This window comes from Streptomyces chromofuscus (assembly GCF_015160875.1).
GTDB classification, from domain to species: Bacteria; Actinomycetota; Actinomycetes; order Streptomycetales; family Streptomycetaceae; genus Streptomyces; species Streptomyces chromofuscus.
Window position 1 is genome coordinate 2844952 of record NZ_CP063374.1, and the last position, 25563, is coordinate 2870514.

Genomic DNA, 25563 nt, shown 5'->3' on the forward strand with positions numbered 1-25563 from the left:
CTTGCCTCTGGGGGTTCCCTTCCGGGGAGCTCAACGGCGCCGCTGGGACAGCTGGAAGACCTCCGCGGCCAAGCCCGCGGCGGCCTGCCGGGTGGGCCGCGCGAGCAGGTCGGTGCGGATGGTGCCGCCGGCCGCGAGATGCCGGTCGTACGGCAGGATGCGCACGCTCGCGCCGGTCGCCTTCAGCGGCTCGGCGGCCTTGGCGAGGTCGACGCCGGTGTGCGGGACCGTCTCGGTGAGCACGACGACCGTCGACGTCGTGATGTCGCGGGGCAGTCCGCGCATCCACTGGAGCACCGCGTGCGTGCTGGCGACGCCCTCCAGCGTGGCGGGCACGGTCAGCACCCGCGCCTGGGCGGCGGACAGCGCGGTACGGGCCACCTCGGCGGGCAGCGTCTCGCAGTCGACGACGGTCACCCCGAAGTAGCGGCGCAGCGACACCATCACGCGCTCGTAGGCCTTGGTGTCGAGCATGGCGCCGACCTGGCCCTGGCTGCCGGGCAACAGCCAGGCGTTGTCCGGCAGTTGGACCAGGTAGCCGGTGACGTCGAGCAGCGACATCTGCGGCTCGACGACGTCGGCGAGGTCGCCGGTGGTCCAGCGCAGGTTCTCCGCGCCGAGCCGCAGCGGCAGCGAGCCGAGCGCCGGGTCGGCCTCGACGACCAGGACCGGGTCCTGCCGGTAGTGGGCGTAGGCGGTGCCGAGCAGGGCGGCGACCGTCGTCTTGCCGGAGCCGCCGCGGATGGACGTCACCGCGATCTGCCGGCCGGTGGTGACGGCCTGCTGCAGCACCTCGGCGGTGGCGGTGGTCTCGGCGACCTCGCGGGCGGCCGAGGAGGAGACGGTGCGGCGTACGGCGCGCAGGGCACGGGCGGCGAACGGCTCGCCGCGGCGCGGCTTGAGCCCGGCGTCCGCGATCCGCTTGTCGACGGCCGGCCGGGAGTCGGGGGTGGTGCGGGAGGCGGGGGCGCGGCGGGCCGGGGCGGGCCGGGGCGTGGGCGCCGCCTGCTGCTGGGGGTGGGCGGGCGCCTGGGCCGGGTTCTGCTCGGCGTGGGGCTGGGGCTGGGCGGCTTGGGGCCGGCCCGGGTCGGCGTACGCCTGCTGGGGGTGGCCGTAGGGGGCTTGCTGCTGGGGGTGGCCGTAAGGGGTCTGCTGCTGCGGCGGGTAGCCGTAGGCAGCCGCGGGGCCGGGGCCGGACGGTTGGGCCTGCGGGTAGCCGTACGCCGGGTCCGGGCCGTGCTGCGGTGCCGGCCGGCCCGCGTGCTGCTGCGGCGGCTGGTGTCCCTGCGGCTGCTGCTGTTCCTGCTGTGGCTGCGGCTGCTGGTGTCCCTGCTGCGGCTGTGGCTGCGCCTGTTCCGGCACGCCGGACCGTTCCCCGGGCTGTTCCCCGGACCGTTCCCCGGGCTGGGCGCCCGGCTGTGCGGCACGCTGTCCGGCCGCGCCGGCCCTCAGGTCGCGCAGCACGTCGCCCTGCCAGTTGTCCCCGCTCGGCATGTCGCCCTTTCTCTCCCGCTTCTCTCCCGCCACGCTCCTGCCTCGTCGTCCCGCCCGGAGCGACGCGCGTCGGCGTCCGTATTCGAAGCCTCAGAACTTGTTGAGCAGTTGCCCGTAGATGCCGAACACCCCGACGGCGAGCGGGAAGAGCCCGATCACTCCGAGGGACTCGATCAGGTCGGCCAGCCGGCGCAGCCGCACCCGGACGTGCTCCGGCGGCTCGATCGCGAGGACCAGCAGCGGCAGCAGCGCGGCGACGGCCAGCAGGACCAGCGCGCCGACCCCGCCGGCGTGGTCCAGCCACAGCACCGCGAGCCGTACGAGGAGCAGGGCCGCCGCCCCGAACAGCGCCACGACCTCGGCGACCAGCGGGAAGGCCCGCGCCCGGGACAGCAGGACGACCGCGGTGAGCGAGGCCAGCACCACCGACCACCAGGCCGGATTCTCCCCCGTGATCAGCAGCCAGCCGCCGGCGGCGGCCGAGGCGGCGGTGACCACGGTGGCGAGGGCGAGGCCTCGGTGGGTGGCGGCGAGCGCGTTGCCGACCTCGTGCCGGCTCACCGAAGTGCCCGACGAGCGCCGGTCGTCGAGCCCGGTGAGACCCGAGGCCATCAGCGCGAAACGCGGCAACAGCCCGAGCAGCACCACGGAGAGGACCGCCATCACGGCGCCGAGCCGCTCCGGCCGGTCCTGCACGGCGGCGACGGCCTCCCACACCACGGTGACGACGGCGAGCGACCCGGCCCCGACGAGTCCGCCGCGGCCGAGTGGTGAGAAGAAGGCGAGCAGCACGAGGGTGAGCACCAACGCGGCGACGACACCGGCCAGCCGGGCGGTGCCGGACCAGTCGTAGGCGTCGGCCGCGGTCCACGCGGCGAGCACGCCGAGGCCGCCGGAGGCGAGCAGGGTCGCGGTGGCGAGGCCGAGGTTGCCGCCGCCGGTCTTCGCCACGACGGCGCCGGCGATCAGGAAGACGAGGGTCGCGGCCAGCAGCGCGGTCGCGACGGACTCCAGCGCGAACTCCCGCCGGGCCAGTACGGCCGCCGCGACGGCGAAGCCGAAGGTGGCGACGCCGGCGCTGATCCGGCGCGCGGCCGGACGCCAGCGCCAGGCGTGCAGATCGAGGTCGTCGGCGACCTGGTCGGTGACGTCGTGCACGACGGGCGCGGGCGGCGCGGCGTGGGCGCGCACCAGGCGCAGTACGGCGCCGTCGGGCACCTCCGCCGACGACAGCGTGGCCTCGTGCGGGAGAACTGAGCCGTCGGTGCTGATGAGTTGCCGGGTGGTCGGCCGGGTGGCGGCGCGGTCGTCCAGCAACTGCAGTATGTCGGGGAGCAGCTGGCCGATCGGCGTGTCCGAGGGCAGGACGATGTCGGCGCGCCGGCGCTCACCGACCAGGGTGACACGGCTCAGTTGAGTCCGGGACGTCGTTGATGTGCTCACCACTCACCGGAACCTATCATCGCGTCGTTCCGGCGCTCGGCGCCGGGCGACGTGCTCACGTCAGTCACGCACACCGCGTTCACTGCTCCTCCCCGCCGTCGTCGGCGGATCCGCTGGGCGACGGGTTGTACAGCTGCTCCTGCTGCTGGCGCTGCTTCTCCTGCTCGGCCCGCTGCTTGGCGAGGGTGGCCTGGACGAAGGACCAGCCGATGCAGCCGGCGCACAGTACGGCGGCGATCGCGATCCCCGCGAACATCTTGCCGAGCCGCTCGTCGGCCGTGCGCCGGGCGCGCTGCGCGCCGAACAGCAGCGCGTCGCGCATCCGGCGTCGGCGCACCGCCACCGACTCCAGCAGTTGGCTGTCGTAGTCCCGTGCCATTCAGTCGTCGTCCTGTGCCGTAGAGGTCGTCGTGGATCGTGCTCGTGTCGCCGGTCGGTCGCCGTTCGGTCGTCGGTCAGTCGTCGGGGGTGAGGCCGAGGAGGCCACGCATCGTCGCGTACTTCCGAGTCAGCCGCCGGGCGGTGGGCTCGTCCAGCGCGGCGAGTTCGGCCAGCCGGCGCGGGTCGGCGTTGTGCGCGAGGTCGGCGGCCTTCACCAGCCGGGCCCCCGGCGTGGCCAGGATGCGGCGCGCGTACGCCTCCGGCTCCTCCCCCGCCCGCTTGGTCACGGCCCGTACGACGTCCTTGGTGCGCCGCGGCAGCGCGGCCCGCGCCAGCCACGCGTCGCTCAGCACTCCGTCCTCGACGGCGTCGTGCAGCCAGGCGGCGGCGACGAGTTCGTCTCCGCCGCCCCGCGCGCGCACCCCCTCGGCGACGGCCGACAGATGCTCGGCGTACGGGCGTCCGGCCTTGTCCGTCTGTCCGGCGTGCGCGGCGCGGGCGACGGCCTCCACCTCGGTGAGACTCATCTCCTGTGGCATGCGGAACCCCCTGACTCGGCTTCCGCAACATAAGACATGCACGCGCCATGCGTACAGCCGGAGTGCGGCAGTCCCTCGCGGCTTTTCACGCCCCTCCCGAGAGCCCCGTCACGATCATGAACAGCAGCCAGAGCACCGGGACGAGGGCGACATAGGCGCGCGGCCGCCGGTGTACGGGCAGGCCCGGGTCGTAGCGCGGCCCGAGCGTCCCCGGCCCCGGGGCGGGGAGCCGCCGCACTCGGCGTACGGCGAGGAGGTTGCGGACCAGCGTCAACGGTGCGAAGAGGAACAGCGAGAGAGGGCTCCACCAGCCCTGGCTGAGGGTGTGGGTGGTGTAGGCCCGGTACACGGCCAGCCCGCAGGTGAAGCACATGGGCCCGTCCGTCTTCCTGAACCCCATGAGGATCACGAGGCCGCGATGGGCGCGGAAGGTGACGTCCGCGGCGGGGGAACCTCCGCAGAACCTGCACATGAGGAGGGCGGGTTGCGGGATCGCGGGGGTGTCCGACTGCTCGGCGTACCGGAGCGCGTCGTAGGCGGCGTCGAGTTCCCGCCAGGCTTCCGCGTCGTCCCGGTCGAGTTCCTTCAACAGGCGCCGGTCGTCGTCCGGCGCCACGACACGGGCGAGTTCCTCGATCGCGGCGATGCCGGGGGCGTCGGTGAGGGGGCCGACGCCGGGTTCACGGCTGAGCAGGTTGAGCACACCGCGCGGGGCGAGGCCCCGTCCGTGCAGCTCGCGGGCCCGGTCGTACCAGTCCGACCCCGCCTGGCAGGTGCCGCTGCCGCCCACCCCCCGGTGAACCCAGCCGATGGTGGTGGCATCGGCCCAGAGGTAGCCGGCGGGTTCGCCGTCGGGGGTGGGGACGGTGACGTAGTGGACGGGACCTGCCCCGGCCTCCTTCTCGGCCACCGTGATTCAGCCTCCGGCAGCCAGTTCCTTGAGCGAGGCAAGCGTCGGCGCCTCCGTGAGCGAACCCGGAACAGCATGGCTCAGGTCGGTGTCGTTCGCGCCTCGCGCCAGCTCCGCGAGCAGGGTCGTCGGAGCGATCTCCCGGGCCTTGCCGCCGCGCAGTGCGCGCAGCCACCTCCCACCGGCGTTGACGGCGTCGGCCGAGAGGCCCGCGGGCACCACCCATCCCGCCGCGTCGTCCTTGTCGTTCGCCCACACGTACCCGATGACCGTGCCGGTCCGGTCGGCGACGCTCAGGTACGCGACCGGCCCGTCAGTTTCACGGCTGTACGTCGCGGGACCTGCCACCTGCTTCATCTGCAGGTCTTCCGCGAAGCGCGAGTTGAGTGGTTGTTCGTCGCTCATGAAGTCCACATTCCTGTACGTCTGCCCGGTCCGCAACGACGGCCTTCCCTTGACCGTCAGGTCCCGCTCACTGCGACCTCGGCAGGACCTCCCCGTATGCGTGCCACTTGCCCGCCGAGTCCATGAAGACGCGCGTAACCCTGTACTGGGTGCCGCGAGCGAGCAACAGCTCCCGCTCTCCCTTGTTCGCCGAAATGTGGTCGATCCAGAGAGCGGGGGTGCCCTTCGGCACCCTCCAGTGCATGACCACCGGCTTGTGTTCGAAGGCCGGGTCCTTGCCGAGCGACGTGGAAGTGTAACCGTCGTCCCCGAAGGTCCTGCCCTCCATGTCGAGCGGCGAGTCCAGGTCGAGGTGGTCGATCGCGGTCCCGCGCACGATCATGATGTCCTCGGGCACCGCGCGGGTGTCCATCACCCGGTCCATGTTGGCGACGATGTCCGTGATCGGGGGCCGCACGGTGCCGTCCCGCAGCTGGCCGTTGATCTGCGTGTAGTAGAAGTCGCTGTACTTGTTGAGCGCGTCCTTCGCGGCCGGGTCGAGCTGGTCGATGTAGTCGTTCCAGTAGGCGTCGCCGTAGGCCTGCCCAGCACGGTTGCTGGAGCTGGGATAGGGGTTCGTTCCCCGCTCCAGCTCCGCCGTGGCCACCGCGTGCCGCTCCGCGTCAGTGGCCAGATTGTCGAAGTCGTCCGCCGACATGAGCGGCTGGTACTCGAACGGCTCCCCGACCCCGCCGGTCCCCGGCACGTCCGTGCCCTGGTGCCCCGGGGCGACCGGAGCATCCGTGCCGTGGTGCGCGGCGGCATCACCGACGTCCGTGTGGTCGCCGACGTCCGTGTGGTCGCCGGCGTGCGCCGCGTCGTCCGTGTGCCCGGTGCCGTGCGAGGCGTCGTCGGCGTGGCCGGCGCCGGGCGCGTCGTGGCCGTGCGGGGCGTCCGGGGTGTGACCGCCGGTGCCGGGTACGTCCGGACCGCCGGTGTGCGGCGTGGTCGGGAGGTCGTGCGCCGGGTTGGCCCCCGTGGTCTGGTGGTACCAGGGCGTCGTGCCGCCGGTGTGCGGTGCGGTGGCCGCCGTCTGGTCGTACGAGGACGGCGACGGCGCCTGGTCATAGGCGGACGGCGACGGGCCGTAGTCGTAGCCGGACGGAGAGGGCGTGTGGCCGTACGGTGTCGCCGTCGGCGTCGCGTCGAAGGACCCGCCCGGGACGTGGCCGCCGCCGGCGCCGCCCGCGTCGTCGACCGTGTGCGCCGCGCCGTCGCCCGCGTGCACGCCCGCGTACACCGGCTGCTGGGCGCCCTGGACCGTCCAGTGGGCCGGAAGCGTCGGCGTGTTGGTGCCGTGCGGGACCGTCGGGCCCGTCTCGTGGGGAACGGGCGTCGTGTCGATGACGCCGTTGGGCGCGACGAGGTTGCCGTTCGGATCCATCAGACGACCGTCGGGCAGCTGGACGGAGCCGTCCGGGAGGGTGGGGATGTCGATGGTGCCGACACCCTTGAGGCTGGTCGCGATGTCGCCGATCTTCGACAAACCGGCGCCGGCGCCCTTGGCGATGTACGTCATCGGGTCGATGACCTTCGCCGTCGTGCCCAGCACCTTCGCCACCGCGCCGGCCTTGCCCGCACCCGCCGCCGCGCCTCCCGCACCGCCGGTGAACACGGTCGTCAGCACGTTGAAGGTGACGGCTCCGGCGGCGCGGGCGGGGTTCTTGCCCCACTGGTCCCACGCCACCAGCGCCTTGCCGGTCTCCTTCATCGCGGTGCGCGAGTCACGGATCCAGGACGGCAGCTTGTCGTCGGGCAGCAGCCAGAACGCCGCGCTCACCCCCGGCAGCGATGACAGGACCAGGCCCGTGGCCAGCTGCGCCAGGCCCTTCCAGGCCTGGCCCATCGCCTCCCAGCCCCCGAACCCGACCAGCGTGCCCAAGCCCTTGATCGTGCCCCAGATACCGTCCACGATCAGGCCGTCCCACACGAACGACTTCACCCAGTGGCCGACCTCGTACCAGTGATGCTTCTCCTCCACCGGGTCACCCCAGGGAAGCTTCGCGTTCTTCATGTCCTGCGCGGAGAACCCGTACTGGTCCTTACGGTCCGAGCCGTCCCCGGCGACCATCTGCGTGCCGCCCCACAACGCGGTGATCCTGTTGTGGCACGTGCGCTCCGCCGCCCAGAACGCCGCGACCGTCGCGGTGATGTCGTCGCGCAGCTGGTTGTGCTCGCCGACCTTGTCCTCGTCGTACTCCCACTCGTCGTCGTCCTTCACCGACGCGACGAAGGCCGTCGCCTCCGCCTTCAGCTGCTTCAGCCGGTCCACCAGCGGACGGATCTCCGTCGCGTACGACGACAACGCGCCCGACACCTTCTCCAAGTCGTCGGCGAACCCGTCCGCCCGGTCCTTGACCGGCTTCGTCGTCGCGAACAACTGCTCGGCCTCCGGCGCCCGGTAATACGCCGACAACCCCTGGAACCGGGAATGCACATCGGCGCCCGCGTCACGGACATGGCCCGCGTCCGTCTTCAACGCCGCGTAATCCGCCTCCAACTGGGCCAAGTCACCAGTGAACTGCGGAATCTGCTCCGGCTTGATCACGCCCCACCCACCCCCGGCATGTCCCGCTCGAAGTTCGACGCCGTCTCACCCGCCGTCTTCAGCACACCCGAAATACCCTGCGGCCTCAGATTCCACCCGGGCACCACAAACCCCCGTCACCACAACCAGAAAGTCACCAGCAACCAGACACCAGAGGCCGGCCTCGCAGACCAGAGACCGGCCTCAGCCGATGTTGTCGACCGCGGCCTTCGCCCGCTGCAACGTCGACTGCGCCGTCCCGTCGTTCTTCTCCAACGTCGTCTTCAGCAGCTGGATGATGTTCCGCACCTCCTGCGAGGCGCTGTTCCACCGCTGCTCCTTGCCGTGGTACTCATCCGCCACACCATCAGCCGTGAAGTCCGCCATCGCCGCCTTCACCTGACGATCACGCTGACCGATGACCTCCTCCAGCCGGCCGATCACCGTCTGGATGTTCGCCTGAGCATCCGTCGACGCACCCGTGTCGTACGACCGACGATCCGCACCAGCACCCGCCATCACACACCACTCCCCGTGAGAAGAACCAAAGAACCGACCGCACCCACCAGACGCCGGCCTAACGGAACCGCGCCGCGTCGAAGTTCGCCGCAGCCATCTGCTGCCGCGCGTTGTCACCCTGCTCCTGGTCACCCGAACTGAACGCCGACTCCATACCCGACTGACCGCCCAGAATCGCCGACAGCGACCCGTTCAGCTCCGCCGTGATCTCATCAGCCCGCGCCTTGAACTGGTCGAACATCGCCCGACCCGTACCGTTGAACTTCCCCTCCAACGGCTGCGCCGCCTGCACCAACTGCCGGATCAGCGTGCCGAGATCATCACTCGAACCCCGCGAATCACGCATCAGCGTCGACAGCGTCTGCGCACCCATGTCGAACTTCATGCCGAACCCGCCTTCCCCCTGGGGCTGCTGGGCGCCCGCTCCTGACGGGCCCCATGATTCCCCGTCATCTCTATCAACCCTTTGGTTGCCTCTGCAATCGAGGTGTCCCGGCACTCACAGAAGCACCACACTTCGGCTACCGCCCCGAGGCAGCCCAGTGCACCGCGTAGTCGAAGAGGCCGTCCGCGAGGGCCCCTGACGGGAACCCCTGCGAACGGCCTCGGTGGTGCTTCAGCGGCCGGAGACGCCGCTGGGCAGGATCGTCCGGAGGGAGGTGACCGGATGTCCGATTTCCAGCGAACCCAGGAGGCCGTTGAGAAGGGCACCTCCGGGAACCGCCGTGGACGGCTGGGGGTGCGGCGCGGCGTGGGCGGCAGGAGCGGAGGCCAGAAGGGCGGAGGCCATGACGGCGGCGCAGGCGAGCTTCTTGATCATGCCCACCTAACGAACCGCGCCCCACCGGGAAACGCTCGTCACCCGGTCGCTTAAGCCTTTCCGGCGCCCGGCATGTCCAGCTTCGGCGCCTTCAACGCATTGCGCTGCGCCTCCGCCGCCATCTCCTGATCACCGTTCAGGTACGCCGTCGTCGCGTCCACCACACCCTGCAACGACTTGCCCGCCCGGGCCGCCACGAACTGCAGGTCCTTCGCCGCCCGCTCCGCGTACTGCGACAACGCCAGAGCCACCAGACCGCCCTGCGCCTTCTCGCCGCCCCCACCGCCGCCTTCGGCGGAAATGGTGCCGGCACTCGTCGCCGCCGACGTCAGATTCTCGCCGAACGACTTGCCGTACTTCTCGAAGTTCGACGCCGTCTCACCCGTCGTCTTGAGCACACTCGAGATGCCCTGCGGCTTCAGATCCCACCCGGTCATCACAAACCCCCGGCAACCAGTACCCAGTGATCGGCTCAGCCGATGTTGTCGACGGCGGCCTTGGCCCGCTGCAACGTCGACTGCGCCGTCCCGTCGTTCTTCTCCAACGTCGTCTTCAGCAGCTGGATGATGTTCCGCACCTCCTGCGAGGCGCTGTTCCACCGCTGCTCCTTGCCGTGGTACTCATCCGCCACACCATCAGCCGTGAAGTCCGCCATCGCCGCCTTCACCTGACGATCACGCTGACCGATGACCTCCTCCAGCCGGCCGATCACCGTCTGGATGTTCGCCTGAGCATCCGTCGACGCACCCGTGTCGTACGACCGACGATCCGCACCAGCACCCGCCATCACACACCACTCCCCGTCACGAAGAACACACCGACCGAGCCCACACAGGCCTAACGGAACCGCGCCGCGTCGAAGTTCGCCGCAGCCATCTGCTGCCGCGCGTTGTCACCCTGCTCCTGGTCACCCGAACTGAACGCCGACTCCATACCCGACTGACCGCCCAGAATCGCCGACAGCGACCCGTTCAGCTCCGCCGTGATCTCATCAGCCCGCGCCTTGAACTGGTCGAACATCGCCCGACCCGTACCGTTGAACTTCCCCTCCAACGGCTGCGCCGCCTGCACCAACTGCCGGATCAGCGTGCCGAGATCATCACTCGAACCCCGCGAATCACGCATCAGCGTCGACAGCGTCTGCGCACCCATGTCGAACTTCATGCAGAACTCGCCTCCCCCATCTCGCGTCCTGGCATCTCGTGTTGTGGTCGTCCCATCGTACGCATCTCATCTCTACCAACCCCCCGATCGCTCACGCAATCGAGAGGCGGCGGCAGTTACAGAGGCGGCACAAAGTCACGACCGCGCCGGGGATCAGCGAGCGGTGAACTGGGCCGTCGGGCCTTCGCGGCAGATCAGGAGCAGGGCCCGGTCGTCGTTGACGTCCTTGGCGACCGCCTCGATGAGATGCCAGGCGGCGCCCTGGAAGCCGCCGGCGACATAACGGTCGGCCTCGCCGGTGAGGCGGTCGATGCCCTCGACGATGTCCCGGTCGGACGTTTCGACCAGGCCGTCCGTGAACAGCATCAACACGTCACCCGGGCGCAGAGAGCCCTTCACGGGGTCGAACTGGGCGCCGTCGTACACACCCAGGAGCGGGCCCTCCGCCGCCTTCTCCTCCCAGCGGCCGCTGCCCGCGCTCAGTTGCAGCCCGGGCGGGTGGCCCGCGGAGTACAGCTCGTAGTCGCCGGTGTCGAGGTCGAGGACGAGGTGGATGGAGGTCGCGAAGCCCTCCTGCCAGTCCTGGCGGAGCAGGTAGCCGTTGGCGGCGGGGAGGAAGGCGTGCGGGGGCAGGCTGCCCAGGAGGCCGCCGAAGGCGCCGGACAGGAGCAGGGCGCGCGAGCCGGCGTCCATGCCCTTGCCGGAGACGTCCGTGAGGACGACCTCCAGGGTGCGCCCGCCGTTGGTGCGGGCCGCGACCACGAAGTCGCCCGAGAAGGACTGGCCGCCCGCCGGCCGCAGCGCCATCTCGTGGTGCCAGCCCTGCGGCAGCTTCGGCAGCTTGCTCTGCACGCGGATGCGTTCGCGCAGGTCGAAGAGCATGGTGCCGCCGCGCCGCCAGGGCACACCGACGCGGCTGCGGAACTGGGCGATCAGCAGCCCGAAGAAGCCGCACGCGGCAACGACCAGCACCACGCCCGGCGTCACCCGCGACGGGCCCTGCGTGTAGGGGCCGAGCTGTATCGACTCCAGGATCAGGGCGGTGGCGGCCGCCGCGTACAGGCCGAGCAGGCTGGCCGGGCGCAGCAGCAGACCGCCCGCCACGATCGGCAGGACCAGTACGGCCGGGGAGCACCACACCGAGTTGGCGAGCGTACCGGCGGTGATCAGGGGAATGGTCAGCAGCAGGCCGGCCAGGGCGACCCAGTCGGAGCCGTCGCCGCGGAAGTAGTCGACGGCGCTTCTGCGCAGGCCGACGCGGACCCGGTGCCACCTCATCTTCAACCGGGCCGTGAACCTCTCGGCCGCCGCGCGCCGCCCTCGTCCTGCTGCCATTAGTCCGGGACCCTATCCATCGGACCGGTTGCTTGGCACGGGAGGTGCCACTTGTCGCTCGTCCGAGGCTCGACGCAGCGGCGCCTCCCGGGGAGGCCGGCCCGCCGCCGTCCCCCGGAGGGCGGTGGGAAATTCCCTCGCTCGTCCGGCGAGGCCCTGGTAGGCATGGGCCCCATGGCGACTGACTTCCTGACCGGCCCGGGTGCCGAGTTGCGGGTGCTGCGACCGGACGACTGGGACGCGTGGTACGACACCCTGATCCGCGCCTTCGGCGGGCTGCCGGAGTCCACCAAGGAGCGGGAGCTGTGGAACGCGCTCACCGAGGTGGACCGTTCGCTGGGGGTGTGGGAGGACGGCGCGTGCGTCGGCACGGCCGGGGCGTTCACGTTCCGGCTGACGGTGCCGGGCGGAGCCTCGGTGCCCGCGGCGGGCGTGACGATGGTCGGGGTGGCGGGCACGCACCGTCGGCGCGGGGTGCTGACGTCCATGATGCGGCGGCAGTTGGACGACGTACGGTCCTGGGGTGAGCCGCTGGCGGTGCTCACCGCGTCCGAGCCGGCGATCTACGGCCGGTTCGGGTACGCCGCCGCGACCTTCGGGCTGCGCGGCGAGATCGACACGAGTCGGGTGCGGCTGTCGGTGCCGGCCGGCGCCGATGACGTACGGCTGCGGTACGCGGCGCCCGCCGATGTCCTCGACGTGTGTGAGGACGTGTACGCCCGGCTGGTGCCGTCGCGGCCCGGGATGCTGGCACGGCGGCCCGGGTGGGAACGGGTGGGGCTGCTCGATCCGGAGAGCGATCGGGACGGGGCGTCGCCGTTGCAGTGCGTCGTCGCCGAGCGGGACGGCGAGGTCGCGGGGTACGCGCGGTTCCGGGTCAAGCTCGGGTGGGGGGAGACCGGGCACGACGGCACCGTGGTCCTGGTCGATCTGGCGGCCCTCGATCCGGCGACGGAGGGGGCGCTGTGGCGTTTCCTGTTCGGGATCGACCTGACGACGACGCTGATCGTGCGGGGGCGGCCGGCCGACGACATGTGGCAGTACCAGGTGTCCGACATCCGGCGGTGCCGGGCGCGGTTGCGGGACGCGCTGTACCTGCGGCTGGTGGACGTCGGGGCCGCGCTCCAGGCCCGTACGTACCAGGCGCCGGTGGACGTCGTGTTCGAGGTGGAGGACGACTTCTGTCCGTGGAACGCGGGGCGTTGGCGGCTGTCGGGGGACGCGAAGGGGGCGTCCTGTTCGCGTACGTCCGACGCGGCCGATCTCGCGCTGTCGGTGCGGGAGCTGGGGGCGGCGTATCTCGGCGGGGTGAGCCTGAAGGCGCTGGCGGCGGCCGGGCGGGTGCGGGAGGTCCGGGCCGGGGCGCTGGCCGAGGCGGCGGTGGGGTTCGGGAGTGCCGTGGCGCCCTGGATGCCGCACGGGTTCTGACGGGCGGGCCGGGCCGGGGTCAGGCGCGCTGGCAGGTGGGGCACCAGAAGAGGTTGCGGGCGGCGAGGCCGGCGGTGCGGATCTCGCCGCCGCAGACGTGGCAGGGCCGGCCGGCCCGGCGGTAGACGTAGACCTCGCCGCCGTGGTCGTCGACGCGGGGCGGGCGGCCCATGGCCTCGGGGGTGTGTTCGGGGCGGACCGTGTCGATGCGGTTGTCGCGCACGCCCTGGCGCATGAGGTCGACGAGGTCGGCCCAGATCGAGTCCCACTCGGCGGGCGTGATGTCCTTGCCCGGGCGGTACGGGTCGATGCGGTGCCGGAAGAGGACTTCCGCCCGGTAGACGTTGCCGACGCCGGCGACGACCTTCTGGTCCATCAGGAGGGCGGCGATCGTGGTGCGGCTGCGGCTGATGCGGGCGTAGGCCGCGGCAGGGTCGCCGTGGTGGTCCGTGCGCAGGGGGTCCGGGCCGAGGCGGTCGTGTACGGCCCGCTTCTCGGCGTCCGTGATCAGGGCGCAGGTGGTGGGGCCGCGGAGGTCGACGTGGGCGGCCGGGTTTTCGAGGCGCAGGCGGACGGTGTCGGTGGGCGGGGGCGCGGGGGCGTCGCCGAAGGTGACCTTGCCGAACAGGCCGAGGTGGATGTGGACCCACTCGGTGGGCCGGAAGCCGAGGAAGAGGTGCTTGCCGTGGGCGTCGGCGGTGTGCAGGGGTGAGCCGTCGAGGAGGGCCGCGGCGTCGGAGAACTTGCCCTGCGGGCTGGTGACGGTCACCGGTCCCCGGCCGGCGAACCGGGCGGCGTAGTCCCGCGCCAGCCGGTGGATCGTGTGCCCCTCGGGCATGTGCGGCTTCCTTCCCTCCTGTCGCCCGTCCTCTCGGCCGTGGCCGTCGGGCAGGGGCGGAGCGGGGCCCGGTGCTGTGCCCGGGCCCCGGCGGGGACCGCGTCCCCCGCTTCGCTGCTGCTCCTGCGTTGCTCCCCGGCTGTTTCCCGCTGCCCTACTGCTGCGGGTGGTGCGCCGGGATCGGCGGCAGGTCGCCCGTCGTCTCGTACGCCGACAGCATCTCGATGCGGCGGACGTGGCGCTCCTCGTCCGTGAACGGCGTGTTCAGGAACGTCTCCGCGAACTTCGTCGCCTCGTCCTGCGAGTGCATGCGGGCGCCGATCGCGACCACGTTGGCGTTGTTGTGCTGACGGCCGAGCGACGCCGTCTCCTCGCTCCAGGCCAGCGCCGCGCGGACGCCCTTGACCTTGTTCGCGGCGATCTGCTCGCCGTTGCCGGAGCCGCCGATCACGATGCCGAGGGAGCCGGGGTCGGCGGCGGTGCGCTCGGCGGCGCGGAGGCAGAAGGGCGGGTAGTCGTCCTGGGCGTCGTAGATGTGGGGGCCGCAGTCGACGGGGTCGTGGCCGGCCGACTTGAGCCACTCGACGAGGTGGTTCTTCAGTTCGTAGCCGGCATGGTCGGAGCCGAGGTACACGCGCATGGGACGAGTGTGACATGGGCCGGGCGGGGCAGCAGGGCCGGGTGGCCGCGCCCAAAAATGTGAGCAACGCCACCGAACCTCAGGGAAACCTCAAGTAACAATATGGAATCAAAGGTTCAAGAATCTATTCGCCTCAGATTCACTGGTCCGACTCGTACGCCGCTCGTACGGGAAACTGCACCACGGCGCAAAGGAAATTCCGTCCCATGACTTCGCAGCCGACCCTGACGAAGCCCGGAGGCCACGGTGGAACCGGCGATCCCGGTTCCGGATCAGGTCTTCAGGCAGGACTCAAGAACCGCCATCTGTCGATGATCGCCATCGGTGGTGTCATCGGCGCCGGACTCTTCGTCGGGTCCTCCTCCGGCATCGCCACCGCCGGCCCCGGCATCCTCCTCTCCTACGCTCTCGTCGGCACGCTCGTGGTGCTGGTGATGCGCATGCTGGGTGAGATGTCCGCCGCCAACCCCACGTCCGGCTCCTTCTCCGCCCACGCCGACCGGGCGCTCGGGAGCTGGGCCGGCTTCTCCATCGGCTGGCTCTACTGGTTCTTCTGGGTGGTCGTGCTGGCGGTCGAGGCGACCGCCGGCGCGGTGATCCTGGAGGGCTGGATCCCGGCCGTCCCGCAGTGGGCCTGGGCCCTGATCGTGATGGTCGTCCTGACCGCCACCAACCTCGTCTCCGTCGGCTCCTACGGCGAGTTCGAGTTCTGGTTCGCCGGCATCAAGGTCGTCGCGATCGCCGCGTTCATCGTCATCGGCGGGCTGGCCGTGTTCGGGCTGCTGCCGGGTGTCGACAGCGAGCAGGCCGGACTGAGCAACCTCACCGAGCACGGCGGCTTCCTGCCGAACGGACCGGGCGCGATCCTCACCGGTGTGCTGCTCGTCGTCTTCTCCTTCATGGGCAGCGAGATCGCCACCCTCGCGGCCGGTGAGTCCGAGGACCCGCAGCGTGCGGTCACCAAGGCGACCAACAGCATCATCTGGCGTGTCGCGGTCTTCTACCTCGGCTCGATCTTCGTCGTGGTGTCCCTGCTGCCGTGGGACAGCGAGTCCATCGCCGACAAGGGCTCGTACGTCGCCGCGCTCGACTCCCTGGGCATCCCGCACGCCGGTCAGATCATGAACTTCATCGTGCTGACCTCGGTGCTGTCCTGTCTGAACTCCGGCCTCTACACCGCCTCCCGCATGGCCTTCTCGCTCGGCCGGCGCGGGGACGCGCCGAAGGCCTTCGCCCGGACGACCGGCAACGGCGTGCCGCGCACGGCGATCCTCGCGTCCGTCGCGTTCGGCTTCGTGGCCGTGTTCTTCAACTACAAGTTCCCGGACTCCGTCTTCCTCTTCCTGGTCAACTCCTCCGGTGCGGTCGCCCTGTTCGTCTGGCTGGTGATCTGCTTCTCGCAGCTGCGGATGCGGAAGATCATCCAGGCCGAGGCGCCGGAGAAGCTGGTCGTGAAGATGTGGCTGTATCCGTACCTGACCTGGGCGACGGCCGCGCTGATCGTCTTCGTCCTCGGCTACATGCTCACCGACACCGAGCACGACGGGCGCAAGACCGTGTTGCTGTCGCTGCTCGTCGCGGCCCTGGTGCTCGCGGTCGCCGTGGTCCGGCAGCGGACCGGCAGGCGCGACGCCCCGCAGGCCGACGCGCGGCCCGCGAAGGCGCGGGACTAGGCAAGGCCCCGGGAGAGCTTCACGCCGCATACCCTCACAGCGGCGTGAAGCTCTCCTTCACGTTGCCGTAGATCTCCAGTGCCGCGTCCTCGCCCGCCGGCTGGTACCACGTGTTGATCTGGTACGACTTCCCCCGCGCGTCGAAGCCCAGCAGCCGGGCGTGCCACGGGACGCCGTCCAGGGTGAACGTGTACTCCCAGACCACCGCCGGATGGCCCCGGAACGTCGTCTCCTCCAGGCGGATCTTGCGGTAGTCCCGCCCCTGGCGGGCGTTGCGTTCCGAGGTCCGCCAGCTGTCCATGAGGTCGCCCCGGGCCAGGGATGACTTCGCGGCCAGTTCCTGGGTGCCGTCGGGTGAGGTGTAGTGCACCTCCGAACCGGTCCGCACGTCCCGCCGCCATCCCTCGGGCGTCACCCACGCGTAGCCGCCGGCCTCCTCGCGAGCGCCCGGTGGCAGGCTGGGCGGCCGGGAGGTTCCCGCGACCGTGGGCGAGGCGGAGGCGGTAGGGGCGGCGGTCCCGGCAGACGACGACGCCGGGGGCGTACCGTCCGCCCGTGTGTCGTCCGGCGCACGCGCCGTCGCCACGAAGGCGATCCCGGCCACCGCGGCGGCCGTCAGCACACCGGCCGCGGCGACCACCGCCGTACGGCGGGACCGGGGCGGCGTCCCGCCCGGGATCGCCGGGCCGGGCAGGCCGCTCCCCCGCGGTGTCCCACCCGCGTCCGGCACCGGACACCGCTCGGTCACCGCCTGGGCGCGCACCAGTGGGACACCGCCTCCCGGCCGCGTCCGTTCCACGGGCGCGGGCTTCACGAGAACCGTCGTCGGCTGCTCCGTCGCCCGCCCCGGCTCGGCCACCGTCAGGGTCGGAGTGGGTCCCGGGAACGCCACCCCCCGCAGCGCGCCCTCCAGCTCCTCCAGCCCCGGCCGCCCTTCGGGCTCCTTGCGCAGCAACGCCTCCAGCACGTCGCGCAAGGATCCCGCCGCGGGCGGGAGTTCCGGCTCCTCGTACAGCACGGCGTGCAGCGTCGCCAGCGTCGTGCCGCGGGAGAACGGGGACTGCCCGGCCAGCGCCGCCGAGAGCGTCGCCCCGAGCGACCAGACGTCCGACGGCGGCCCCTGCGGGCGTCCCGAGATCCGCTCGGGCGCCATGTAGTCGGGCGAGCCGACCAGCATCCCCACCATGGTCAGCGCCTTGGCGTCCTGGATCGCCGCGATGCCGAAGTCGGTGAGCACGACCCGTCGGCCCGACCCTTCGACCAGCACGTTCCCGGGCTTGATGTCCCGGTGCAGCACGCCGCGCGCGTGCACCTCGCGCAGCGCCTCCACCAGCCCCAGCCCGATCCGGGCCGCCTCGCCGGGCCCGAGCGGCCCGTCCTCGGCCATGATCCGTTCCAGCGAGCGCCCGGTCACCAGCTCCATGACGATCCAGAGGCGTTCACCCTCGTCCACCACGTCGTAGACGCGTACGACGTGCGGATGGTCGATCCGCGCGGTGGCCCGGGCCTCGCGCAGGGCGCGTTCACGGCGGGTGCGGGCGTCCTCCGCGTCCAGGCCGTCGATGCGCATTTCCTTGACGGCGACCGGCCGGTCGAGCATTTCGTCGGCGGCTCGCCACACCCGCCCCATTCCCCCCTGCCCAATACTTTCGGCCAACCGATAGCGCCCTGCCACCAGTAACCCTGGAACACCGGCACTTCGCGTATTCCCCGGCAATTCGCTGCACCCCCTCGACGACACCCCGAATGACGCGCGCCGGAACGCATGGAAACACAATGGCCACACGTCGGGCCGTACCAGCATAGTGCGGAGAAATCTTGTGGTACCTCTTCAAGTACTGCGAATTCAGGCGCAGGCAAGGGGGACGAACATGCGTTCACTTCGTACAACGACCATCGGCGGATCGCTGGTGGCGGCATCTTTCTCGGCCGTGCTGATCCTTTCCGGCACCGCCGGGGCAGAGGACCGGGGGCCGGGCAGCGACAAGGGGGGAAAGGCGGTCGACCAGGCACCGGCGGGGGTGGAGCTGACCACACTGCTACCGGAGAAGATCTCGGTCGACAACAATTCGAAGAAAACGGCGATTACCGCCACGGTGAAGAACGAAGGCGCGCAGGACAGCGGTCCGGTCAGGCTTCTGGTCGTCGGTTTCGACGGGCTGACGGTCACGAATGTCGAGGGCTGCTCCGCGATACCCGAAGGCGATCTGCCGGAGGGTTCGAACAGCGGTTTCGCCTGCCCGCTGGACAATCTGGCGGCGGGTGCGTCGAAGGCGTACGACGTCGACGCGACCTACGACCTGAGCACGACCGGAAAGATCTGTCTGCCCGTCCAGAGCAGCGACGGGAGCACGACGTTCTGGCAGCAGGGCCCGGTCCCGTTCGGTACGACGAACCCGTCCCCGAACGCCCCCGCCACCCCCCTGCTGCTCGGCACCGACAACAAGCCGGTGGCACCCGGCGGCGACGAACTGCCCAAGACCGGCCTCGGCCGCGACGTCCTGCCGCTCGGCGCGGCCGGCGCGGCGCTGGTCGCGGCGGGGGCGGCGGGGCTGTGGTGGTCGCGCCGACGGCCGGCGTGACGGCCCGGCGCCGGCCGGCGTGACGGCCCGGCGACGGCCGGCGTGACGGCCCGGCGCCGGCCGGCGTGACGGCCCGGCGTCGGCCGGCGTGACGGCGCGGCGTCGGCCGGCGTGACGGCGCGGCGTCGGCCGGCGTGACGGCGCGGCGTCGGCCGGCGTGACGGCGGCGGAAAAGCAGGAGGGCCGGGGCGGCGTCGCGCCGTCCCGGCCCTCCGACGTCCGAGCCTCGGTCAGCGCCTGCCGACCAGCTTCCACGCCGCCGGCAGCAGGCCCATCGCCAGCGCCGCCTTCAGCGCGTCCCCGATCAGGAACGGCGTGAGGCCGGCCGCGATCGCGGCGGAGGCGGACATGCCGGTGGCCAGGGCCAGGTACGGGACGCCGGCGGCGTAGATGATCGCCTCGCCCAGGAGCATGGCGCCCGCCGTCCGCCACGGCGAGCGGTCGGCGCCCCGGCGGGCCAGCGCGCCGACGGCGGTGGCGGCGAGCAGCAGGCCGATGACGTAGCCGAAGGACGGGGCGGCGGCGCCGGAAGCGCCCTCCGCGAACCACGGCACGCCGGCGGCACCGGCGAGCGCGTACAGCGCGAGCGAGAGGAAGCCGCGCCCGGCGCCGAGGGCGGTGCCGACGAGCAGCGCGGCGAAGGTCTGGCCGGTCACCGGCACCGGGGTGCCCGGGACCGGCACGGCGAGCTGGGCCGCGAGGCCGGTGAGCACGGCGCCGCCGACGACGAGCGCGACGTCGCGGACGCGGGAGGCCGGAAGCAGGTCGGCGAGGACCTGGCCCGGGCGGGCGGGGGCGGCGGTAGCGGTGCTCATGGGGACTCCGCGAAGTGAGGGCGGTTCGGGACACCGTGACGCTAACCCAGGGCACCGGGGCCGACCACCGTCACCGCCCGACAAAGGCGCAAGCATGGCGGTGGTTGGCTCCTGACAAAGAGTGGCGGTTACACGTGAACGGGCGTGATACCGGTCACTGAGGTGAAGACGTATGGCTCGCGACGCCGGGGCGAGAAGGGCTCTGTAGAGTCTCGCCAATCGGGCGGGCAGCGGGTTTCGTCGTCCCGGCCTCTACACTCCGTACGATTGTCCCTCTTATCCCCTCACGTACTGGACGAGCCACGCATGTCCCGCACCACCCCCGTAGAGGCCCCGCCCGAGGCGGACGCGTCCCTGTCCCACGGGCTGAAGCAGCGCCACCTGTCGATGATCGCCCTCGGTGGCGTGATCGGCGCGGGGTTGTTCGTCGGCTCCGGCGCGGGCATCGCCGCCGCCGGGCCGTCGATCGTCCTCGCCTATGTCCTCTCCGGTCTGCTGGTCATGCTGGTGATGCGGATGCTGGGCGAGATGTCGGCCGCGTATCCGTCGTCGGGGTCCTTTTCCGCGCACGCCGAGCGGGCGATCGGGCCGTGGGCCGGGTTCACCGTGGGCTGGGCGTTCTGGGTGCTGCTGTGCACGGCCGTCGGGCTGGAGGGCATCGGCGCCGCGAAGATCGTCAGCGGCTGGCTGCCGGGGACGCCCGAGTGGGCGTGGGTGGCGCTGTTCATGCTGGTGTTCTGCGGCGCGAACCTCGCCGCGGTGAAGAACTTCGGTGAGTTCGAGTTCTGGTTCGCCGCGCTGAAGGTCGGCGCGATCACGCTGTTCCTGGTGCTCGGCGTGCTGGCGATCGCGGGCGTCTTGCCCGGCACCGACTCCCCCGGCGCGAGCAATCTGACCGACTTCCTGCCCGGCGGCGGTGAGGGCCTGGTGATCGGCCTGCTCGCCTCGATCTTCGCCTACGGCGGTCTCGAGACCGTCACCATCGCGGCGGCCGAGTCGGAGGACCCGGTGCGGGGCGTGGCGAGCGCGGTCCGTACGGCGATGTGGCGCATCGCGCTGTTCTACGTCGGATCCATGGCGGTCGTCGTCACCCTCGTCCCCTGGGACTCGCCGGAGGTGGTCGAGAGCGGCCCGTACGTCGCCGCCCTCGACCACCTCGGCATCCCGGGCGCCGGTCAGCTGATGAACGTGGTCGTGCTGGTCGCGCTGCTGAGCGCGATGAACGCGAACATCTACGGCGCCTCGCGCATCGGCTACTCGCTGGTGCGGCGCGGCCAGGGACCCAAGGCCCTGGGCCGGGTGTCCGGTGGGGTGCCGCGGACCGCGGTGGCCGCGTCCAGCTTCTTCGGCTTCGTGTGCGTGGCGCTCAGCTACTGGCGGCCGGACGACGTCTTCCCCTGGCTGCTGAACATGATCGGCGCGGTCATCCTGGTCGTCTGGATCTTCATCGCCGTGTCGCAGCTGCGGCTGCGCCGCCGGCTGGAGCGGGAGGCGCCGCAGAAGCTGGTCGTGCGGATGTGGGCGTTCCCGGTGCTGACCTGGGTGGCGCTCGCGGGCATGGCGGCGATCTTCGTGCTGATGGCGCGGGAGCCGGACACGCGCGTGCAGCTGTACTCCACCGGCGCGATGACCCTGGTCCTGGCGGCCGTCGGCTACGCCTGGCAGCGGGCGCGCGCCGGGCGCTGACCCCGCGAAGCCTCACCCGGGCCCTCACCGAATCGCCCCCACGTTCACGCGTGGGGGCCTTCTTCTTGCTAGATTGTAGTTGCAAGCCAATTGCAATAAGAGCTCGGAGGGACCCCGCATGCCCGTCAGGGCAACGTCGGGCAGGGCGCCACGCCGATCCTCGTCTTCGACGCCTGGGAGCACGCCTTCTACCTCCAGTACCGCGACCAGAAGGTCGACTTCATCGAGGCCATGTGGCAGGTCGTCGACTGGCAGGACGTGGCGCGGCGCCACGAGGCCGCCGGGTCCCGCGCCGACGTGCTGCTGCTCGCGCCCTGAGCGCGTCCTGATCGTCCTGCCTCGTGATCGTCTTCTCACCCTTCACCGGGCAGGCGGAAAGAGGAAGGCCCCCGCGAGGACGTGACTCGCGGGGGCCTTCCGGTCCACGGCGCCCCGGCTGCCGACGGGGAGGCGGGCACCGGCTCACGGTGGACCGGCGCGCGCCCCGGCGCACCCCCGCCATGTGCTCGCGGGGACTGTCGGTGGGCGGCGTTCCCGGGCATCGTGGCGGGATGCCGATGGAGAGGACCATGCCCTGCTACACGTGCGGGACGGACGAACCGCACCGGCAGGTCAAGGACGACCGCGAGCGGAACGTGATCCGTGAGCTGAAGGGGCTCGGTCCGCGTGCGTACGTGGACGAGTACTGGATCTGCGTCACCACCGAGCGGGACTGCCGCAACATCCGCACCGGCCACTCGTGGAGGCCGTTGCACCCACCGCGGAAGATGCCGCCCGAGACCGAGCCGTCCGAGCCGTCCTAGAGGTTGCTGAAGTCCGGTCCCTTGGTGCGGGTGCGCTTGATCTCGTAGAAGCCCGGGACCGAGGCCACCGCGAGGGTGCCGTCCCACAGGCGGGCGGCCTCCTCACCCTGGGGAGCGGGGGTGACGACCGGGCCGAAGAAGGCGACCTCCTCGCCGCCGGGGCCGGGCACCGCGATGACCGGCGTGCCGACCTCCTGGCCGACCTTGTCGATGCCCTCCTGGTGGGAGGCGCGCAGCTGGGGCTCGTAGGGGGTGGCGTCCCAGTGCTCCATGAGGGAGTCGGGCAGGCCGGCGTCCTTCAGGGCGGCGGCGACCGTCTCCTTCTCCGGGCCCTCACCCTGGTTGTGGATGCGGGTGCCGAGCGCGGTGTAGAGGTCGCCGAGCACCTCCGCGCCGTGCTCCTGCTGCGCCGCGACGACGACCCGTACCGGGCCCCACGCCTTGGTGGAGAGCATCTCGCGGTACTCCTCGGGGAGTTCGTCGAGCCTGTCCTCGTTCAGCACCGCGAGGCTCATCACATGCCAGCGGACGTCGATGTCACGGACCTTCTCCACCTCCAGCACCCAGCGGGAGGTCATCCAGGCCCAGGGGCACAGCGGGTCGAACCAGAAGTCGACGGGGGTCTTGTCCGACATGTCTCTCCTCATGAGGAAGTGGTTGTCCCGGGATAACGTCGGCGGGAACACCGCGACGCGCCCCACCATTCCCGGCTGACCCCGGTCAGCAGCACATGGCAGGATCGGTCCTGATCAGCAGTGTCCGACGAACCCGAGGAAGTGCCGCCCGTGCCCGGTGAGAATCTGTCCCGCGACGAGGCCCGGGAGCGGGCCGCCCTGCTGTCCGTCGACGGGTACGACGTGTCCCTCGACGTGCGCTCCGCCGTCGGCGAGGCAGCCGGCGAGGGGTCCGGCGACGGGCCGCGGACCTTCCGCTCGGTGACCACGATCCGGTTCCGCTGCGCCGAGCCGGGCGCGGCGAGCTTCGCGGACCTGATCGCCCCGCACGTCACCGCCGTCTCCCTCAACGGCCGCGACCTCGACCCCAGCGAGGTCTTCGACGGCTCCCGGATCCTGCTGGAGGACCTCGCCGCCGACAACGAGCTGATCGTCGACGCCCAGTGCGCCTACTCCCGCACCGGCGAGGGCCTGCACCGGTTCGTCGACCCCGAGGACGGCGAGGTGTACCTCTACACGCAGTACGAGCCGGCCGACTCCCGGCGGGTGTTCGCGGGCTTCGAGCAGCCCGACATCAAGGCCCCCTTCCGGTTCGAGGTGCGCGCACCCGAGGGCTGGACGGTGTGGAGCAACGGGGAGGGGCGGCAGGCGGACGGCGTGTGGCGGTTCGCGGAGACGAAGCCGATCTCGACGTACATCACCTGCGTGGTGGCGGGCCCGTACCACTACGTGACGGACTCCTACAGCCGCACGTTCGACGACGGTACACGGCTGGAGATCCCGCTCGGCGCGATGTGCCGCAAGGGCCTCGCCCCCTACTTCGACGCCGACGACGTCTTCCTGGTCACCAAGCAGGGCCTGGACTTCTTCCACGACCACTTCGACTACCCGTACCCCTTCGGGAAGTACGACCAGGCGTTCGTGCCCGAGTACAACCTCGGCGCGATGGAGAACCCGGGGATGGTCACCTTCCGGGAGGAGTACATCTTCCGCGGGAAGGTGACGCAGGCGTCGTACGAGGGCCGGGCGAACGTCATCCTGCACGAGATGGCGCACATGTGGTTCGGCGACCTGGTCACCATGGAGTGGTGGGACGACCTCTGGCTGAAGGAGTCCTTCGCGGACTTCATGGGCACGTTCGCCAACGTCGGCGCGACCCGCTTCAAGGACGCCTGGATCACCTTCGCCAACCGCCGCAAGGCCTGGGCCTACCGGGCGGACCAGCTGCCCTCCACGCACCCGATCACGGCGGACGTCCGCGACCTGCAGGACGCCAAGCTGAACTTCGACGGCATCACCTACGCCAAGGGCGCCTCGGTGCTCAAGCAGCTGGTGGCGTACGTCGGTCAGGACGCGTTCCTGGAGGGCGCGCGGCGCTACTTCAAGCGCAACGCGTACGGCAACACCCGCCTGGGTGACCTGCTGTCGGTGCTGGAGGAGACCAGCGGGCGCGACATGGGCGCGTGGGCGCGGTCCTGGCTGCAGACGGCCGGGGTCAACTCGCTGACGCCGCAGGTGCTGCTGACCACGGACGGCCGGATCGACGAGCTGGCGGTGGTGCAGGAGGCGCCCGAGTCGCACCCCGAACTGCGGCCGCACCGGGTGGCGATCGGCCTGTACCGGCGGACCGAGAACGCGGAGGGCCACCCGGCGCTGGAGCGGTACGCGCGGGTGGAGACGGACGTCGAGGGGGCGCGGACGGTCGTGACGGAGCTGGCGGGCGCCGAGGCGCCGGACCTGGTGCTGGTCAACGACGACGACCTGACGTACTGCAAGACGCGCTTCGACGAGACCTCGCTGGCGGCGCTGCGGCGGAATCTGGGGTACATGACCGACCCGCTGGCGCGGGCCCTGTGCTGGTCGGCACTGTGGAACATGACGCGGGACGCGCTGCTGCCGGCCCGGGAGTTCATCGGCCTGGTGGTGAAGTTCGCGGGCCAGGAGACCGACATCGGCGTGCTGCAGATGCTCCACGCATGGGCGGAGTCGGCGGCGGTGCACTACACCGCGCCGGAGCGGCGGGAGGAGGCCGGGCGGGAGCTCTGCCAGAGCGCCTCGGTCCAGCTGTACTCCGCCGAACCGGGCAGCGAGCACCAGCTGGCGTGGGCGCGGTTCTTCGCACGGGTGGCCGATGTGCCGGCCGCGTTCGAGCTGCTGACCTCGTTGCTGGACGGCACGGTGACCCTGCCGGGCCTGGAGGTGGACCAGGAGCTGCGCTGGGCGTTCCTGGAGCCGCTGGCCGCGCACGGGGTCGCGGACGAGAAGGCGCTGGCCGAGGAACTGGCCCGGGACGACACCGCCTCCGGCAAGCGCCACCAGGTGCGCTGCCTGGCCGCCCGCCCGTCGGAGGCGGTCAAGGCGCAGGCGTGGGCGCAGGTCGTGGAGTCCGACGCGCTGTCCAACGCGCTGGTCGAGGCGACGATCGCGGGCTTCACGCAGGCCTCGCAGCGCGAACTCCTCGCGCCGTACGCCGAGAAGTACTTCACCGCGATCGAGCGGGTGTGGACGGATCGGTCGATCCAGATCGGCATGGTCGTCGTACGCGGGCTGTTCCCGGCGTTGCAGGACTCGCCTGGGACGCTGGCGGCGGCGGACGCGTGGCTGGCGGCCCACGAGGAGGCCGCACCGGCACTGCGCCGGCTGGTGCTGGAGGCCCGGGACGACCTGGCGCGGGCCCTGCGGGGACAGGCGTGCGACGCGGCGGCGGGCGCTGCCTGAGGCGTGCGCGGTTCCGCGGCCTCCGGCGCCGCGGAACCGATCCGTTACTGAATACAGGTAATCCGAACCGTAACCCCTGGTCCGCACCCGAACGGACCAGGGGTTTTCGGCACCCGAACATGCGTCCTTT

Annotated in this window: 25 protein-coding genes and 1 pseudogene; 7 read left to right on the forward strand and 19 right to left on the reverse strand. The window is 71.4% G+C overall.

Annotation, left to right across the window (positions count from 1 at the left end; all coding sequences use genetic code 11):
• Positions 1-30 precede the first annotated feature (30 nt).
• From IPT68_RS33995 to IPT68_RS12805, 14 genes are all read right to left on the reverse strand, one after another.
• The gene (locus tag IPT68_RS33995; RefSeq protein ID WP_228040405.1) at positions 31-1494 is read right to left on the reverse strand and encodes a MinD/ParA family ATP-binding protein; all 1464 of its coding nucleotides are present in this window, start codon (positions 1492-1494) and stop codon (positions 31-33) included.
• 90 nt (positions 1495-1584) lie between these two features.
• Positions 1585-2940 carry a type VII secretion integral membrane protein EccD gene (gene eccD, locus IPT68_RS12745; protein ID WP_189698440.1) on the reverse strand — a complete coding sequence of 452 codons (1356 nt, stop codon included), beginning with the start codon at positions 2938-2940 and terminating at the stop codon, positions 1585-1587.
• A 76-nt stretch (positions 2941-3016) separates the two neighbouring features.
• A complete protein-coding gene (locus IPT68_RS12750; RefSeq protein WP_189698441.1) occupies positions 3017-3316 on the reverse strand; it encodes a hypothetical protein in 300 nt (99 codons plus the stop codon).
• Positions 3317-3392: 76 nt separating this feature from the next.
• Positions 3393-3857: an HD domain-containing protein gene (locus tag IPT68_RS12755; RefSeq protein ID WP_189698442.1), complete on the reverse strand. Its 465-nt coding sequence runs from the start codon at positions 3855-3857 to the stop codon at positions 3393-3395.
• Between the two features lie 85 nt (positions 3858-3942).
• Positions 3943-4767 (reverse strand): hypothetical protein, encoded by an 825-nt coding sequence (locus IPT68_RS34000; protein WP_228040406.1) that lies wholly within the window; start codon positions 4765-4767, stop codon positions 3943-3945.
• Between the two features lie 6 nt (positions 4768-4773).
• On the reverse strand, positions 4774-5172 hold the full coding sequence (locus tag IPT68_RS12765; RefSeq protein ID WP_189698443.1) for a hypothetical protein: 399 nt from the start codon (positions 5170-5172) through the stop codon (positions 4774-4776).
• 67 nt (positions 5173-5239) lie between these two features.
• On the reverse strand, positions 5240-7759 hold the full coding sequence (locus IPT68_RS12770) for an ADP-ribosyltransferase (RefSeq protein WP_194074081.1): 2520 nt from the start codon (positions 7757-7759) through the stop codon (positions 5240-5242).
• 183 nt (positions 7760-7942) lie between these two features.
• Positions 7943-8257, reverse strand: a complete 315-nt coding sequence (locus IPT68_RS12775) for a pore-forming ESAT-6 family protein (RefSeq protein ID WP_189698445.1) — start codon at positions 8255-8257, stop codon at positions 7943-7945.
• A gap of 58 nt (positions 8258-8315) precedes the next feature.
• Positions 8316-8642: a hypothetical protein gene (locus IPT68_RS12780; RefSeq protein WP_189698446.1), complete on the reverse strand. Its 327-nt coding sequence runs from the start codon at positions 8640-8642 to the stop codon at positions 8316-8318.
• A 231-nt stretch (positions 8643-8873) separates the two neighbouring features.
• A complete protein-coding gene (locus IPT68_RS12785; RefSeq protein WP_189698447.1) occupies positions 8874-9077 on the reverse strand; it encodes a hypothetical protein in 204 nt (67 codons plus the stop codon).
• Positions 9078-9127: 50 nt separating this feature from the next.
• A complete protein-coding gene (locus tag IPT68_RS12790; protein WP_189698514.1) occupies positions 9128-9514 on the reverse strand; it encodes a DUF6507 family protein in 387 nt (128 codons plus the stop codon).
• 35 nt (positions 9515-9549) lie between these two features.
• Entirely contained in the window at positions 9550-9864 is a 315-nt protein-coding gene (locus IPT68_RS12795; protein WP_189698445.1) for a pore-forming ESAT-6 family protein, read from the reverse strand.
• 50 nt (positions 9865-9914) lie between these two features.
• Positions 9915-10241, reverse strand: a complete 327-nt coding sequence (locus IPT68_RS12800) for a hypothetical protein (RefSeq protein WP_189698446.1) — start codon at positions 10239-10241, stop codon at positions 9915-9917.
• A 153-nt stretch (positions 10242-10394) separates the two neighbouring features.
• Positions 10395-11576, reverse strand: coding sequence for a PP2C family protein-serine/threonine phosphatase (locus IPT68_RS12805; RefSeq protein WP_189698448.1), 1182 nt, complete (start codon positions 11574-11576; stop codon positions 10395-10397).
• Between the two features lie 174 nt (positions 11577-11750).
• Between IPT68_RS12805 and IPT68_RS12810 the strand changes: the two genes are divergently transcribed.
• A complete protein-coding gene (locus IPT68_RS12810) occupies positions 11751-13004 on the forward strand; it encodes a GNAT family N-acetyltransferase (RefSeq protein ID WP_189698449.1) in 1254 nt (417 codons plus the stop codon).
• Positions 13005-13023: 19 nt separating this feature from the next.
• Here IPT68_RS12810 and IPT68_RS12815 read toward each other — a convergent pair whose 3' ends face one another.
• Entirely contained in the window at positions 13024-13842 is an 819-nt protein-coding gene (locus IPT68_RS12815) for an Fpg/Nei family DNA glycosylase (protein WP_189698450.1), read from the reverse strand.
• Positions 13843-13996: 154 nt separating this feature from the next.
• On the reverse strand, positions 13997-14482 hold the full coding sequence (locus IPT68_RS12820; RefSeq protein ID WP_189698451.1) for a ribose-5-phosphate isomerase: 486 nt from the start codon (positions 14480-14482) through the stop codon (positions 13997-13999).
• A 206-nt stretch (positions 14483-14688) separates the two neighbouring features.
• Between IPT68_RS12820 and IPT68_RS12825 the strand changes: the two genes are divergently transcribed.
• The gene (locus tag IPT68_RS12825; protein WP_189698452.1) at positions 14689-16155 is read left to right on the forward strand and encodes an amino acid permease; all 1467 of its coding nucleotides are present in this window, start codon (positions 14689-14691) and stop codon (positions 16153-16155) included.
• A gap of 34 nt (positions 16156-16189) precedes the next feature.
• Here IPT68_RS12825 and IPT68_RS12830 read toward each other — a convergent pair whose 3' ends face one another.
• A complete protein-coding gene (locus IPT68_RS12830; RefSeq protein ID WP_229818424.1) occupies positions 16190-17785 on the reverse strand; it encodes a serine/threonine-protein kinase in 1596 nt (531 codons plus the stop codon).
• A gap of 241 nt (positions 17786-18026) precedes the next feature.
• Between IPT68_RS12830 and IPT68_RS12835 the strand changes: the two genes are divergently transcribed.
• A complete protein-coding gene (locus tag IPT68_RS12835) occupies positions 18027-18737 on the forward strand; it encodes an LPXTG cell wall anchor domain-containing protein (protein ID WP_189698454.1) in 711 nt (236 codons plus the stop codon).
• A 230-nt stretch (positions 18738-18967) separates the two neighbouring features.
• Here the strand turns inward: IPT68_RS12835 and IPT68_RS12840 are convergent, their stop codons facing one another.
• On the reverse strand, positions 18968-19552 hold the full coding sequence (locus tag IPT68_RS12840) for a biotin transporter BioY (RefSeq protein WP_189698455.1): 585 nt from the start codon (positions 19550-19552) through the stop codon (positions 18968-18970).
• A gap of 306 nt (positions 19553-19858) precedes the next feature.
• Between IPT68_RS12840 and IPT68_RS12845 the strand changes: the two genes are divergently transcribed.
• The 3 genes and pseudogenes from IPT68_RS12845 to IPT68_RS12855 all read left to right on the forward strand — a co-directional run bounded on the left by IPT68_RS12845 (position 19859) and on the right by IPT68_RS12855 (position 22041).
• Positions 19859-21238: an amino acid permease gene (locus IPT68_RS12845; RefSeq protein ID WP_189698456.1), complete on the forward strand. Its 1380-nt coding sequence runs from the start codon at positions 19859-19861 to the stop codon at positions 21236-21238.
• 126 nt (positions 21239-21364) lie between these two features.
• A pseudogene (locus IPT68_RS12850) lies at positions 21365-21556 on the forward strand (Fe-Mn family superoxide dismutase); the annotation flags it as partial.
• 251 nt (positions 21557-21807) lie between these two features.
• Positions 21808-22041, forward strand: a complete 234-nt coding sequence (locus IPT68_RS12855; RefSeq protein WP_228040409.1) for a hypothetical protein — start codon at positions 21808-21810, stop codon at positions 22039-22041.
• Here the strand turns inward: IPT68_RS12855 and IPT68_RS12860 are convergent.
• Positions 22038-22676 (reverse strand): mycothiol-dependent nitroreductase Rv2466c family protein, encoded by a 639-nt coding sequence (locus tag IPT68_RS12860; RefSeq protein ID WP_189698458.1) that lies wholly within the window; start codon positions 22674-22676, stop codon positions 22038-22040. The genes IPT68_RS12855 and IPT68_RS12860 overlap by 4 nt on opposite strands.
• 150 nt (positions 22677-22826) lie before the next feature.
• Here IPT68_RS12860 and pepN point away from each other — a divergent pair, with 150 nt between their 5' ends.
• Positions 22827-25433: an aminopeptidase N gene (gene pepN / locus IPT68_RS12865; RefSeq protein ID WP_189698459.1), complete on the forward strand. Its 2607-nt coding sequence runs from the start codon at positions 22827-22829 to the stop codon at positions 25431-25433.
• Positions 25434-25563: the final 130 nt, after the last annotated feature.